Annotated in this window: 12 protein-coding genes; 6 read left to right on the top strand and 6 right to left on the bottom strand. The window is 39.7% G+C overall.

The genetic code is table 11. The features are described from left to right. Positions 1-4: 4 nt before the first annotated feature. Together JSQ81_RS17415 and larC are read right to left on the bottom strand one after the other, a co-directional pair. A complete protein-coding gene (locus tag JSQ81_RS17415) occupies positions 5-1378 on the bottom strand; it encodes a hypothetical protein (protein WP_212605264.1) in 1374 nt (457 codons plus the stop codon). Positions 1379-1394: 16 nt separating this feature from the next. After that, entirely contained in the window at positions 1395-2162 is a 768-nt protein-coding gene (larC, locus tag JSQ81_RS17410) for a nickel pincer cofactor biosynthesis protein LarC (protein ID WP_212605263.1), read from the bottom strand. Between the two features lie 156 nt (positions 2163-2318). Here larC and JSQ81_RS17405 point away from each other — a divergent pair, with 156 nt between their 5' ends. After that, a complete protein-coding gene (locus JSQ81_RS17405; protein ID WP_212605262.1) occupies positions 2319-3482 on the top strand; it encodes an ROK family transcriptional regulator in 1164 nt (387 codons plus the stop codon). 96 nt (positions 3483-3578) lie between these two features. On the opposite strand, the gene gndA is transcribed toward JSQ81_RS17405, so the two are convergent. From gndA to JSQ81_RS17385, 4 genes are all read right to left on the bottom strand, one after another. Beyond that, entirely contained in the window at positions 3579-4988 is a 1410-nt protein-coding gene (gene gndA, locus JSQ81_RS17400; RefSeq protein WP_212605261.1) for an NADP-dependent phosphogluconate dehydrogenase, read from the bottom strand. 45 nt (positions 4989-5033) lie between these two features. After that, entirely contained in the window at positions 5034-6431 is a 1398-nt protein-coding gene (gene uxaC / locus JSQ81_RS17395) for a glucuronate isomerase (protein WP_212605260.1), read from the bottom strand. A 170-nt stretch (positions 6432-6601) separates the two neighbouring features. After that, positions 6602-6814 (bottom strand): hypothetical protein, encoded by a 213-nt coding sequence (locus JSQ81_RS17390; RefSeq protein ID WP_212605259.1) that lies wholly within the window; start codon positions 6812-6814, stop codon positions 6602-6604. A gap of 72 nt (positions 6815-6886) precedes the next feature. Further along, positions 6887-7816 carry a DMT family transporter gene (locus JSQ81_RS17385; protein WP_212605258.1) on the bottom strand — a complete coding sequence of 310 codons (930 nt, stop codon included), beginning with the start codon at positions 7814-7816 and terminating at the stop codon, positions 6887-6889. A gap of 160 nt (positions 7817-7976) precedes the next feature. Between JSQ81_RS17385 and JSQ81_RS17380 the strand changes: the two genes are divergently transcribed. Genes JSQ81_RS17380 through JSQ81_RS17360 form a run of 5 tightly spaced genes read left to right on the top strand, consistent with a single transcriptional unit; the run spans position 7977 to position 13860 of the window. Then, positions 7977-9161, top strand: a complete 1185-nt coding sequence (locus tag JSQ81_RS17380) for a galactokinase (protein WP_212605257.1) — start codon at positions 7977-7979, stop codon at positions 9159-9161. Next, complete coding sequence (gene galE / locus JSQ81_RS17375) at positions 9158-10156, top strand: UDP-glucose 4-epimerase GalE (protein ID WP_212605256.1); 999 nt, start codon at positions 9158-9160, stop codon at positions 10154-10156. Before JSQ81_RS17380 ends, galE begins: the two co-directional genes overlap by 4 nt. Beyond that, a complete protein-coding gene (gene galT, locus JSQ81_RS17370) occupies positions 10157-11635 on the top strand; it encodes a UDP-glucose--hexose-1-phosphate uridylyltransferase (RefSeq protein WP_212605255.1) in 1479 nt (492 codons plus the stop codon). Between the two features lie 11 nt (positions 11636-11646). Continuing rightward, positions 11647-12681: an aldose epimerase family protein gene (locus JSQ81_RS17365; RefSeq protein WP_212605254.1), complete on the top strand. Its 1035-nt coding sequence runs from the start codon at positions 11647-11649 to the stop codon at positions 12679-12681. Positions 12682-12693: 12 nt separating this feature from the next. Then, positions 12694-13860 (top strand): ROK family transcriptional regulator, encoded by a 1167-nt coding sequence (locus JSQ81_RS17360; protein ID WP_212605253.1) that lies wholly within the window; start codon positions 12694-12696, stop codon positions 13858-13860. The last annotated feature ends 208 nt before the right edge of the window (positions 13861-14068 follow it).

Below are 14068 nucleotides of genomic sequence, written 5' to 3'. Positions count from 1 at the left end.
CATTCTATAATAAAAAATAAGCAATAATCGTCCCGATACTCCCGAATATCAGCGAGTAGGCTAGGTTGTTTATTGTAATACGATATGGACTTTGTTCTGTGCTTATTGCCGTCAAGGTTACAACTAAACCATATGTCCCCACAGTTAATGTTGCAATGGAACTCGTAACTAGGACAATCGCTAAACTCAATGGATTATACACTTCCAACAACAACGTGACGAGGCTGCCTAAGATTCCAAACGTTCCGATCGGATGAACCCCAAACATACTCATCCCGATAAAGAGCAACTGAATGACGAAAAAGACCAATAACGGATAATCCGAAACATATAAAATCGGCTTTTGAATGACCTCTAAAAATGACGCATTACTTATACTATACGAAAAAAACGATAGAGAAATAAACAAGATGACGAAGTTTTGCATCGTATTCGTCTTCATCTTCCAAGTATTCCACCCGATCGCCCAGAAACTGCGCGACCTTTTCATAATGAAAGACCAAACCAAAGTGAACGGAAAAATCAGTAACGTTACCGTCAAGATGAAATCGATATCAAACAACGTCCCCAATCCAATTACGAGCGCCAAAAATAATACTAATGCGCTGGCTAGATGAATCACTTTACCTGCCAATCCTTCAACACTAACTTTCTCCCGTTCGCCCTCACCTGGACCTTCATACGAATGCTTTCGATAGTGGAAACGTCCCCACAGCGAATCGAGTCCGAACGTTAGGACTGCAATCAAAAGTAACCAAGGTAAAATCGCTACATACGAAACACCTGTCATAAATATCGAAACGGCCAACAAGATTTCAAGCGGGCTCCACAGCAAAGCTAACGAAAATCCTCGCAATGTTGACGAAGCGATAAAAGAGTCTCTCAACCTTTTATTCACATGAGCCAAATTCGTTTTCAACACATCCTGCGAAATTGTAGCCGCCGACAAGTTTAAGAAAGCCGCTAATGTAAGCGTCGTTGCTGAGCTTCGGATATATAACTTCCCTAAGTCGGACACATTTACTTTCATTAACGTATTTAAACTCCGATCAAATCGCCCACTTCTCACAACGCTATTCATCCAAGGCAACATCGCTAATAAAGTTAGAAGTGCCATATTCGATGTTAAAATTCCAGGAATCGCTAGAACTGACTCCCCTGTTGAGGCGTATAACAAACCACCAATCACAAGAAAAGAAGCACTTAAAATGACAAATAATTTTGAAGCGCCTAGAAAAGAAATGACTAACATAAAAATCGCAAACAAACCTATTATGTAATTCAACGTCTCGCTGCCAATAAATATATTGGCAACGTTAACGGCAAATACAGACGCATAAAGAATATATAAATATTGAAAAACCTGGTGCTGTTTCATGGTTACCTCCGAAATCTTAATTACCGATAATAACTCTTAATACGTTTGGATGCGTCGGGAATGTCTTCGTTCCGGCACCATACCCGATCGACTTCACTTTCATCGACGGCAACGTTCCAAAAGCTTCTGAAAGAACAGCTACAATTGCTGCCCCTGTAGGTGTTGCAAGTTCCCCTTTCACATCGCTCGCAGCAATTGGTATACCGCGAAGGATTTCCAAAGTTGCAGGCGCGGGTACCGGATAGATTCCGTGATCAATATGAATCTTCCCCGAACCAACAGGAATTGGTGATGATTGAATCTTATCAATTTCCAACTGATCAAGTAATATCACCGCACCGATAATATCGATTATTGAGTCGACAGCGCCTACTTCATGGAAGTGAACATCGTCAAGGTCCACACCGTGAATCTTACCTTCTGCAATCCCGATCTTTTTGAAAATAGCCAATGACATTTCTTCAACCCGTTCAGAAAAACCAGCCGTTTTAATAATCTCAACAATATGTTTGTAAGATCGATGGCTATGACCGTGATGATGTTCGTGATCATGATTATGCTCGTGCTCATGGCTATGCTCTTTATTCGTCAATAAAACATCGAACTTCGTACTCGTAATGCCATTTTTCACGACTTTCGTGAACGTCAATTCATACTCGTCTTCCATCGTAAGCTTTTTAAGTTCATTAACCAAATGAGTCGAATCTCCACCGGCATCGATTAAAGCACCGATAACCATGTCTCCGCTAATTCCTGAAAAACAATCGAAATATAAAATATTCATTTTTACAATTCCTTCCTATGCTATAATCAAATCAGATAACTTTCTTGAAAGCCTTTTCATTGCACTGCATATACGCTATATTTGAATATATCACATTTACTTTGGCGACTAAACAAAATAAGTTGGTTACTAGGAAAACTTTGGGGGCGAAAATCTATGATTACTGGCGATGGCGCTTATATCAAAAAAATAAATCGAAGCATCATTTTAAGTAAAATCATTGAACATAAAATGATATCTAGAGCGGAACTATCTAAAATTACCGGGTTAAATAAAGCAACGATTTCCGTTCAAGTTGCCGATTTATTAAACGAAGAGTTAATCAATGAAACAAAGCTTGAACATAATGTCGTGGGCAGAAGGCCGATTATGCTTTCCATTAACAAAAACGTTGGTTATGTACTAGGAATCGATCTCGATTATAAACATATCCAATATACAGTCGCTGATTTAAGCGGCAAGCCGGTTCACTACGATTCCGTGGAATTTGAAACCGATAATTATGAAGAAATTGTCCGTTTACTCATTAAACAGATTAAAATTTATAAAAGCAAGTATTCAAAAAGTAAATACGGATTGGTCAGCGTCATGATTGGCGTTCATGGAACTGTAAATAAAGACGAAAGCATATTTTTCATCCCTACATATCAATGGCAAGATAAATCATTGAAAGAAGACTTGATGAAAGAACTGGATTTAGATATCACCATTCAAAACAACGCTAACTTGTCCGCTTACGCTGAACGTGTTTATAAGCATCATGATAGCAATAACTTGCTTTGCATCATGCTTTCATCAGGTATTGGCGTCGGCATCATGATTGACGGCAAGCTTCACAAAGGATACCACGGTTATGCCGGTGAAATGGGCCATATGATTATAGCTCAAGACGGAGAAATTTGTCGCTGTGGCAACCGCGGTTGCTGGGAACAATATTCATCCGAGACAAGTCTGCTTGCCCGACTTTCTAAGCAACTTGATGTAACAAAACTGACGTATGAGGACATTCAGAATTTAATCGCTGAGAATGATCCAACGACGATAGCGTTGATAGAACAATTTATCGTAGACCTGTCTACTGGTCTTAATAATATTATTAATATGTATAACCCGGAGACGCTGGTTTTAACGAGTGAAATCTTGAAAATGTACCCCGATTCCATCGAAAAAATTAAAAGCAATTTAAAATCGACAGTGAGCAAGTACGGAAGTCTTGAAATTTCAGACCTTGGCAATAAATCTTGTTCAATCGGTGCCTGTGCATTAGCGATACAACGTTTTCTAGAAGTTCCGGAACTTCTTTTAACACTAGATGAATAACAAACTTGAATCCTCGACCTGAGGATTCTTTTTTATTTCATACAAAGAAAACAAACGCCCATTTCAAATTGAATGGGCGCTTGTTTGTCATTTAAATTAGAACCAGTTTGTGTGGAATGAACCTTCTTTGTCTTTACGCTCATACGTATGCGCACCGAAATAATCACGTTGTGCCTGGATTAAGTTCGCAGACAAGTTTTCTGAACGGTAGCTGTCATAGTATGAAATCGCGCTTGCAAATGCAGGAACCGGAATACCGTGTTTCACTGCAACCGATACGACTTCACGTAAAGCTGACTGGTATTCGCCAACAATATTATTGAAGTAATCATCCAATAATAAGTTATCCAATTCTGGATTACGATCGTATGCATCTTTAATATTTTGTAAGAATTGTGCACGGATAATACAGCCGCCGCGCCAAATCATCGCGATATCGCCGTAGTTAAGATTCCAATCGCTTTCTTCCGATTGTGCACGCATTTGTGCAAAACCTTGTGCATATGAACAAATTTTACTCATATATAAAGCTTTTCGTACTGCTTCTACAAGTTCTTCTTTATCGCCAGTAAAGTCGATTGCTTCAGGCGCTTTGAGTACTTTGCTCGCTTTCACGCGCTCGTCTTTCATGGATGAAATGCAACGTGCGAATACGGCTTCTGTAATAACTGGTAGCGGAACGCCTAAATCCAATGCGTTTTTGCTTGTCCACATACCTGTTCCTTTTTGGCCTGCTTTATCTAAAATAACATCGATTAATGGCTGATCTGTTTCTTCATCGATTTTCGTGAAAATCTCAGCTGTAATTTCGATAAGGTAGCTATCTAATTCGCCTTTATTCCACTCTGTGAATGTTTCATGCAAATCCTGTGCCTCCATGCCAAGAACATGCTTCAAGATGAAATAAGCTTCGCCGATCAATTGCATATCGCCGTACTCGATTCCGTTATGCACCATTTTCACGTAATGGCCCGCGCCGTCCGGTCCGATATAAGAACTGCATGATTCTCCGTCGACTCTCGCTGCAATCGCATCGAAAATCGGTTCAACGAGATCATAAGCTTCTCTTTGACCACCTGGCATGATTGAAGGGCCTGTAAGCGCGCCTTCTTCTCCACCAGAAACGCCCGTGCCGATGAAGTGAATACCCGTTTTTTCTAACTCTTTATTGCGGCGAATCGTATCTTCGTATAAAGTGTTTCCGCCGTCGATTAGAACATCGCCTTTTTCAAGGAATGGTTGCAAAGATGCAATCGTCGCATCTGTCGGCTTTCCGGATTGAACCATCAGCATGATTTTACGCGGAACTTCTAGAGAGTTTACAAACTCTTCTATCGTTGTCGCACCAAAAAAGTTTTTGCCTTTTGCTTCATTTTCTAGAAATTCTTCAGTTCTAGACGTTGTACGGTTAAATACAGAAACGGAATATCCTCTGCTTTCAATATTAAGAGCTAAGTTTTTTCCCATTACCGCTAAACCGATAACGCCAATTTGTTGTTTAGACATATACTTTACTTCCTTCCTGATCGAACTTGATTTATATGGAGAAACTTATAATCCGAAATAACGCTTTGAATTTTCGTAACAAATATCCGTTACATACTGCTCAAGGAGTGCCATATCTTTCGGTACTTTATGTTCTTCAACCCATGTGCCGAGTAAATTACAAAGAATTCTTCTGAAATATTCATGTCTCGGGAATGAAAGGAAACTTCTTGAGTCAGTTAACATACCGACAAAATTACTAATCAAACCGATATTCGCTAAGGTTTTCATCTGTTCTTCCATACCGTCAATTGTATCATTAAACCACCAAGCTGTACCGAATTGTACTTTTCCAGCAATTTCAGAACTTTGATAATTTCCAGCCATTGACGCAAGCACATTATTATCATTCGCATTTAAGCTATAAAGAATTGTTTTCGGCAACTTATCTTTACCTTCGAGCGCATCCAAGAAGTTCGACACTTTATTGGCAATTAAGACATCACCGATCGAATCAAATCCAGTATCCGGTCCTAGTATATTGAACATTCTCGTGTTGTTATTTCTAAGCGCACTTAAATGAAGTTGCATTGCCCAACCTTTTTCGGCATACAATTCGCCCAATGTCACCAAAGTAAACGTTTTATACTGTTCAATTTCTTTCGCACTCAAAGCTTCACCATTTAAACGCTTTTGGAAAACAGCTGCAGCTTCTTCTTTCGTCGCTTCTTCAAAAAACATCACGTCAATTCCGTGGTCAGAAGCACGGCATCCATGTTCATCGAAATAATCAACGCGACTTGCTAACGCATCCAATAATTGGTCATACGTTTCAATCGAAGTATTCGTGACTTGACCAAGTTTCTCGAGCCAGCCAAAAAATTCTTCACGCTCAAGATTAAGTCCTTTATCCGGTCGGAATGAAGGCGATACTCTAATTTCAAAGCCTTCATCATGAAGCGCTTTATGGCTCGCCAAATCATCTGTCGGATCATCCGTCGTTCCTAAAAATTCTACTTTATCTTTTTTCAGCAATGATCTGATGGACATCTCTTTTGTCGCCAATTTTTTATTCGCTTCTTCCCAAATTGCAGGTGCCGTCTTTTCATTGAGAAGCTCATCGATACCAAAATAATGTTTAAGTTCTAAATGCGTCCAGTGATACAATGGATTACCGAATGTTTTCGGAACTGTTTTCGACCATTCTAAGAACTTTTCATAATCGCTTTTATTGCCTGTTATGAAGGACTCATCGACACCATTTGCACGCATCGCTCTCCACTTATAGTGGTCCCCGCCCAACCAGATTTCGGATAAATTCGTGAAGTTTTTATCCGCCAAGATTTCATGTTGATTTAAGTGGTTGTGATAATCGATAATTGGTAAATCTTTTGCAGTACCATGAAATAACTCTTTTGCTGTTTCATTGTACAACAGAAAATCATCTGTGATAAAAGTTTTCATAATTACCAACCCTTCAATTTATATTTATGTAAATTTATAGATAACAACGTCGGTAGAGTTAGTTTGTTTGTCAAACAAACACATTAACTCTCTATTGTCTATAGTAAATGTAAACGCTTTAGTTTTCAAGTCTATTATATAGAGAGAGTTTTTAATCGTGTGATAGTTTATTAGATTTGGATAGGCTTTTTTAGGTAGAATAAAAACCGATTACTTGAATGTTCATTTTTCAAGTAATCGGTGATAGATGAACCGTTGATTTCCGTTGCGGGCGGACGCTTTCCTGCGGGCGAGCGTCGAGCCGCTTCCTTCGCTACGCTCTGTCCAGGGTCTCGACTGTCTCGCTTTTTTCCGCGGGAGTCGCCACCCTCCACTACAATCAACTACTTTCACTTTATTAGGTGTGTTATTTATTGCCACCACCAAAGGACAGCACTAATAATTATAGTGATTACTTAATTATCAGCAGCCCGCTTAGGTTTATAATTAATCGCAATAAATCCAACAGCGACAAGGACTAACGCCCCGATGATTAGTAACGTTAAATTCTCTCCTGGAATAAATAGCGCTGACAAAATAGCCCCAGAAACAGGTGTTGCGAATTTATAAATGCTGATTTCTCCGGCTTTGTTATACTTTAAAATGGAATACCACAATGCGAATGCGGCCGCTGATAGAAGTGCGGAATAGATGAACAATCCCCAGCCCAATGGCGTAAACGTCATTGCATTTTCCTGTAGTTGAGGTAATCCAATGACTAGCATGAGCACGGATCCAATCGTTAATTGCCAACCTGTCAAAGCAAAAGGATGGATGCCCACCGCCATCTCCTTCGCCATAATCGTCCCGACGGCTCCGGTTAAGGCAGCCAATATCATATAACCCTCACCCGTTATTTGAAAACTTAGTTGAAACCCTGAGCCCCAATTGGCAACGACGATGCCTGCAAAACCAGCGATTAAACCAATTGTCTTTTGCCAATTCATCCGATCATTGACATAGAAGTAATGCGCCAACATGACCGTGAAAAATGTACCGCTTGATGCAAGAATCGCGCCTTTCATTCCTGTCGTTTTAGCAAGGCCATTATAAAAGAAGAAATATTGCAAAGCGGTTTGCGTCATTCCGAAGACAATCAATATTGGAATTTGTTTTCGTGACACATACAATGCTTTTCGGTTAATAAAAAATACGCCTACTAACAATATCAACCCTGCCAATAAAAATCGCATACCCGCAAACACGACTTTGGCAATCGTATCTTCGGGAACCATTTGCAATTCTTCGTAACTAACCTTTAAAACAGGGAACGCGCTCCCCCATAAAATCGAACAAAAAATGGCAATCGTAACAACAGACCACTTTTTCGTTAAATACTTCTTCATGCTAAACATCTCCTGAGTTGTTGAAAAAAATCACTACCTAATACTATCATCATTCCCGTTACCTAAGCAAAAAGAGCGTTTCTTGTTGAATATTTCTAAAAACTCCCGTACACTTAACTTAGTTAAATTAATTTATTAAGTTCTGTAGGAGGCATTACAATTGAAAAATCCCGACTTGCTTCATGAGTTTCAAACGATATTCGATAATACGAATACACCACGTATATTTTTTGCACCTGGGCGGATAAACCTGATTGGTGAACATACGGATTATAACGGAGGGCACGTCTTCCCTGCTTCCATATCATTCGGCACCTATGCACTCGCGCAAACTCGTGATGACCAAAAACTGCGGTTTTATTCATTAAACTTCCCAGACTCCGGGATCATTGAATGTGATTTAAATAACCTGGATTATGATGACGCACATAATTGGGCGAACTTCCCTAAAGGGATGATTAAATTTATCCGAGAAAGCGGCTTCGAAATAACTAGGGGAATGGATATCTTATTTTACGGAAACATCCCGAACGGTGCCGGACTCTCCTCTTCTGCTTCAATTGAAATGGTTACTGGTGTTGTACTTGAAGGGTTATTCGACTTGGTAATCGACCGCATCAAGATGATTCAAATCGGTCAAAAAGTTGAAAACGATTATATCGGTGTCAATAGCGGGATTATGGATCAATTCGCCGTTGGAAAAGGCAAAAGTGATCATGCCATTCTATTAAACAGCCAAACGCTCGACTATCAATACGCGCCGATAAAACTCGATAACCATGTGATTATCATTATTAACACCAATAAACAACGGACACTAGCGGGCTCTAAATACAATGAACGCCGTACTCAATGCGAGCAAGCGTTAGCGGATTTGCAAACAGAACTTTCCATTCACAGTTTTGGCGATCTGACTAATGAAGAATTTGAACAGCACAAACACTTGATTAACAATGAAGTCAACCAAAAACGTGCAAAACATGCAGTGTATGAAAACCAACGAACGATTGAAGCCGCTAAAAAACTTGAACTTGGTGATCTTGATGCTTTTGGCGAATTAATGAATGAATCGCATAAATCGCTTCAAGTCGACTATGAAGTTACCGGACTTGAACTAGATACCATTGTAAGTGCAGCATGGGAGCAACCGGGGGTTATCGGTGCACGCATGACCGGCGCAGGATTTGGCGGTTGTGCCATCGCAATCGTCGAAAAAGATCAAATCGATAATTTTAAAAACAATCTAGACAATATCTACACTACTAAAATAGGTTACCCGCCATCTTTCTACGTAGCAACAATTGGTGACGGGGCAAAAGAAATTACAGAGGAGTGTGCGAAATGAGTGTATTAGTTTTAGGCGGGGCCGGATATATCGGTTCTCATGCCGTTTACCAACTCATCGACCAAAAATTAGACGTCATTATTATCGATAACCTTCAAACCGGTAATCGAAAAGCAATTCATCCTGACGCAACATTTTACGAAGGTGATATTCGCAACATCGAATTTATGCGGGATGTCTTTGAAAAGGAATCGATTGACGCCGTCGTTCATTTTGCTGCAAATTCACTTGTCGGCGAATCAATGGAAAAACCGCTCGAATACTTCGATAACAACGTTTACGGAACACAGGTTTTATTACAAGTAATGAATGAATTCAGCGTTAAGAAAATCGTCTTTTCGTCAACAGCCGCAACTTACGGCGAACCAGACACGATACCAATTACTGAAGAAGTCAGAACGAACCCAACGAATGCGTATGGGGAAACGAAATTAGCGATGGAGAAAATGATGAAATGGTGCGACCAAGCATACGGAATTCAATATGTTTCCTTACGTTATTTCAACGTTGCAGGGGCTCGGGAATCTGGTGAAATCGGTGAAGATCATCGTCCGGAAACGCACTTAGTGCCTATCATATTAGAAGTTGCACTCGGCAAACGTTCTCATATTACTGTTTTCGGTGAGGATTACGACACGCCTGATGGTACTTGCATTCGTGACTATGTCCACGTCGAAGACCTTATCAATGCGCATCTTTTAGCGCTAAACTATTTAAACAAAGGCGGGAAAAGTGATATTTTCAATCTTGGAAGCAATCAGGGATTCTCTGTGAAAGAAATGATTGATGCCGCACGTAAAGTGACTGGAAAAGAGATACCTGAAAAGTCAGGAGAGCGCCGCGCGGGAGATCCGAGCACGCTAGTCGCGAGTTCGGAAAAAGCTTCAACCATACTAGGCTGGAAACCGACTCGGACTTCTATCGAAAATATTATCGAAGATGCTTGGAACTGGCATGTTGCCAACCCAAACGGCTTTGAAAAGGATGTGAAGTAAATGATTTACCAACATATTAGTGGTTTGATTCAAAAAGGAATCGATACAAAGTTAATCGAAGAAGCAGATCAGATTTATGTACGCAACCAAGTACTTGCCCTGCTCAATCTAGAATCTTTTCCTGAAACAAATAACAACAATACAGAGGACACAATCCCGAATCTACTCAAAAAAATTATTTCTTATGCAGTTGAAAGTAATGTAATCGAGAATGTTTTTGACGATAAAGAAATTCTCTCAGCAAACATTATGAACTGCTTTGTGGCTAGACCTTCCGTTATTAATAGCACGTTCCAAAACAAATATGAAAAATCACCACAAGATGCAACAGACTATTTTTACGAATTAAGTAAAAACAGCAACTATATTCAGATGAATCGCATTCAGAAAAACATTCATTTTAAAGCCGAAACAATCTATGGTGAAATGGATATTACAATCAATATGTCAAAACCTGAAAAAGATCCCGAACAAATTAAACGGGAACTTGAATTGAAAAGCGATATAAATTATCCGAAATGTTTATTATGCATTGAAAACGAAGGCTATGAAGGACGCACAGCCTATCCTGCGAGAGCAAATCATCGCATCGTTGAAATTCCGCTTGGAAATGAAAACTGGTACTTGCAATATTCACCGTATGTTTATTATAACGAACATAGTATCGTACTATGCGGCGAGCATCGGAATATGAAGATTAGTAAAGAATCTTTTGAACGATTGCTGGCGTTTATAGAAAAATTCCCGCATTATTTTATTGGTTCAAATGCTGATTTACCAATCGTCGGCGGGTCTATTTTAAGTCACGATCATTACCAAGCAGGAAGATACGAATTTCCGATGACTCGAGCTAAAAATGCTTTTTCATTTCAATTTGAAAAGTTTCCGAACATAACTGCATCTGTCTTGGATTGGCCGTTATCAACGATTCGATTGCAAAGCGCCGACATCCAGACTTTAGTAGATGCTGCCGATTACGTTCTGACTGCATGGAAAGGTTATAGTGACGAAGATGCCGCCATTCTTGCGTTTAGCGGCGACACTCCGCATAATACGATTACGCCGATTGCGCGCATGCGGGACGGATTATTCGAACTCGATCTAGTCCTTCGAAACAACAGAACAACTGATGAGCATCCGCTTGGAATTTTCCATCCTCATGAAGATGTCCATCATATAAAGAAAGAAAACATCGGCTTGATTGAAGTAATGGGACTCGCGGTTTTACCCGCACGCCTGAAGGATGAATTAGAGGAAATCAAGAAATACTTACTAGGTCAACCTAGTGAAGTAGCCCCTTATCATAACGACTGGGTAGATCAGATGAAAAAGAACTACGGTGAAATATCTAATATAGAAGAAATTGAATCAATCATAGAAAAAGAACTTGGAAACAAGTTCGCTAGGGTCCTCAAAGATGCAGGCGTTTTCAAGGTGAAAGCTGATTATGAAAGGTTTATCGACAGATTAAATGAATAGGGGCCAATAGGATGAAAATAGAGATAGAAAAAACTAAGAATGGTTGGCAACACTATAAAATAACGAATGACAACGGGATGCGCGTTAGTTTATTGAACTTCGGTGGTATCATTACTGAAATTCTCGTTCCCAATCGAAGTGGTGTTTTTGAAAATGTCGTACTCGGCTATAAAAACCTGCCCGATTACGAACAAAATCCGAATTACTTCGGCGCGATTACTGGTCGTGTTGCAGGAAGAATTCAAGATGCGAGTTTTACCATTAATGATGAAACCTATTCTTTGGAATCAAATGAGGGAAGGCATCATTTACATGGCGGACCAGGTGGCTTTAATCAAATCATTTGGGAAGCTGCCACCTTCCAAACAGCCCACACAGTCGGCGTAAAATTGACGCATTCAAGTGAAGATGGCGACGGTGGATATCCTGGTAATTTGAATACGACAGTCATCTATACATTGACGAATCACAATGAACTTATCATTGATTATTCCGCCACGACAGATAAGACAACAGCATTAACAATAACCAATCATTCTTATTTTAATTTGAGTGGTAATTTAGCCGATACTGTCCAAAATCATATCGTTACAATGAACAGCGATGAGTTTGTAGAACTTGATATGGAATTGATTCCAACTGGGAAAAAGATTGATGTGACTGATACGCCATTTGATTTTCGTCAGGGTCGAAAAATTGCTGACGGGATTGAATCCACTTACGAGCAAAACCTTGTTGCAAAGAATGGTTATGATCATTATTTCATTTTCAATCAAACCAATGACGAGCAAATGATTGTAAGAGAAAAAACAAGTGGCCGCATGATGACTATTAAAACGAATCAGCCTGGCGTAGTTATGTACACATCAACTAATCTTGAAGAAGGTTTTGAGCTAGCTGAAAGAAATTCCGAAAAGTATTTAGGCGTATGTTTTGAAACCCAAGCGGCCCCCGCCTCCTTGCATCATGAAGGATTTCCTACAGTCATTCTGAAGGCAGATGAAACATACGAAAAACAAACCGTGTTTACATTTAAAATAGATTAAAGGAGATTTGTTATGCGACAAGGTACCTTTCAATGGATGAAATCAGTAAATAAATCTATTATTTTAAATAAAATACGGACGGATGCACCAATTTCGAGAGCGCAAATTGCTAAGGAAACAAAACTAACACCACCAACAGTGAGTAGCAATGTGAAAGAGTTAATTGAACAAGGAATCGTGAAAGAAAGTGAACTTGGGAAATCGCAAGGTGGCCGAAAGCCGACAATGCTTCTAATCGATAACTCAGCGTTCTCGATTGTCGGTGTGGATATCGGCCCAGATATGATTGAGTGTGTCATGGCGGATTTATCAGGCAAAATTAGCAATAGGTCTTCTAATAAATTAACAACCTCGATTACCAATAAACAGTTCCTGACGATTCTCAAAGAATGCATTCGAACTTGTATAGGCGGCTCCCCTACATCCAACGATAAAATTATCGGAATAGGGGTCGCCATGCATGGTGTTGTCGAAGTTGAAACTGGAACATCGCTGGTGGCACCTATTTTAGGTTTGAAAAATATCCCAATCAAAGAAGAATTGGAAAAGGAATTTGATTTAGATGTGAAAGTTGAAAATGACGCACGTGCTATCGCATTGGGAGAATCTTGGTTCGGAGACCACGGTCCACTTGAAAGCATGTTAGTTGTCAATATCGGTAGAGGTGTCGGGGCCGGACTTGTCATGAACGGGAACTTGTATCACGGTTCACACGATATAGCCGGAGAAGTCGGCCATATGACGATTGATTTAAATGGTGAGGTTTGTGAATGCGGCAACCCGGGGTGCTTGCAAACATTTATCACTGGACCCGCCATTGCTAGACGCGCACAAAAGTTTATAACTAAGAATCAACATGATTTATCCGGAGAACAGATTTATGAATTAGCAGTGATTGGCGATGAAAATATCGCATCGGTATTTAAGGAAACAGGAGAAATAATTGGAGTTGGACTAACAAATCTTATCCATATTATAAACCCTGAAAAGATTGTTCTTAGCGGAGGCGTAACAAAATCCGGGAAACTGATTTTACCAGAGATTCGTAAATCCATAGAAAACCGTGCGTTAACGCCAAAGGCTAAACAAACAGCTATATCAGTCTCGAAACTTGGTGATGATGCGACGCTTAAGGGTGCTGTTGCTTTACTTTTAGTTGATTTATTTGATCCGTTGTAATGCTTCAAGCTAAATAGATTGTACAGAGAAACCTCTATTAAATTCGCTTCGGCGCTGGTTTAAACTTGATAGATTATTGATGTTTCTTTAGTTGGAAATGTCTAACTTGATTTGGTTACTAAAGATTTCTAAATTAAAGAGGTACCTGTGCATGGTGCAATTATGACAATTCAGGACTTTGGATAAAAAGCCAAGGGGAAATCGACAA

The organism is Sporosarcina sp. Marseille-Q4063 (genome assembly GCF_018309085.1).
Taxonomy (GTDB): domain Bacteria; phylum Bacillota; class Bacilli; order Bacillales_A; family Planococcaceae; genus Sporosarcina.
The sequence above is the reverse complement of the archived record's forward strand: the minus strand, read 5'-3'. Positions and strand labels throughout refer to the sequence as shown.

What these genes read in the sequence shown, in the direction of transcription:
- JSQ81_RS17415 (WP_212605264.1), bottom strand. Translation starts at nt 1,378, where the DNA reads ATGAAACAGCACCAGGTTTTTCAATATTTATATATTCTTTATGCGTCT.
- larC (WP_212605263.1), bottom strand. Translation starts at nt 2,162, where the DNA reads ATGAATATTTTATATTTCGATTGTTTTTCAGGAATTAGCGGAGACATG.
- JSQ81_RS17405 (WP_212605262.1), top strand. Translation starts at nt 2,319, where the DNA reads ATGATTACTGGCGATGGCGCTTATATCAAAAAAATAAATCGAAGCATC.
- gndA (WP_212605261.1), bottom strand. Translation starts at nt 4,988, where the DNA reads ATGTCTAAACAACAAATTGGCGTTATCGGTTTAGCGGTAATGGGAAAA.
- uxaC (WP_212605260.1), bottom strand. Translation starts at nt 6,431, where the DNA reads ATGAAAACTTTTATCACAGATGATTTTCTGTTGTACAATGAAACAGCA.
- JSQ81_RS17385 (WP_212605258.1), bottom strand. Translation starts at nt 7,816, where the DNA reads ATGAAGAAGTATTTAACGAAAAAGTGGTCTGTTGTTACGATTGCCATT.
- galE (WP_212605256.1), top strand. Translation starts at nt 9,158, where the DNA reads ATGAGTGTATTAGTTTTAGGCGGGGCCGGATATATCGGTTCTCATGCC.
- galT (WP_212605255.1), top strand. Translation starts at nt 10,157, where the DNA reads ATGATTTACCAACATATTAGTGGTTTGATTCAAAAAGGAATCGATACA.
- JSQ81_RS17365 (WP_212605254.1), top strand. Translation starts at nt 11,647, where the DNA reads ATGAAAATAGAGATAGAAAAAACTAAGAATGGTTGGCAACACTATAAA.
- JSQ81_RS17360 (WP_212605253.1), top strand. Translation starts at nt 12,694, where the DNA reads ATGCGACAAGGTACCTTTCAATGGATGAAATCAGTAAATAAATCTATT.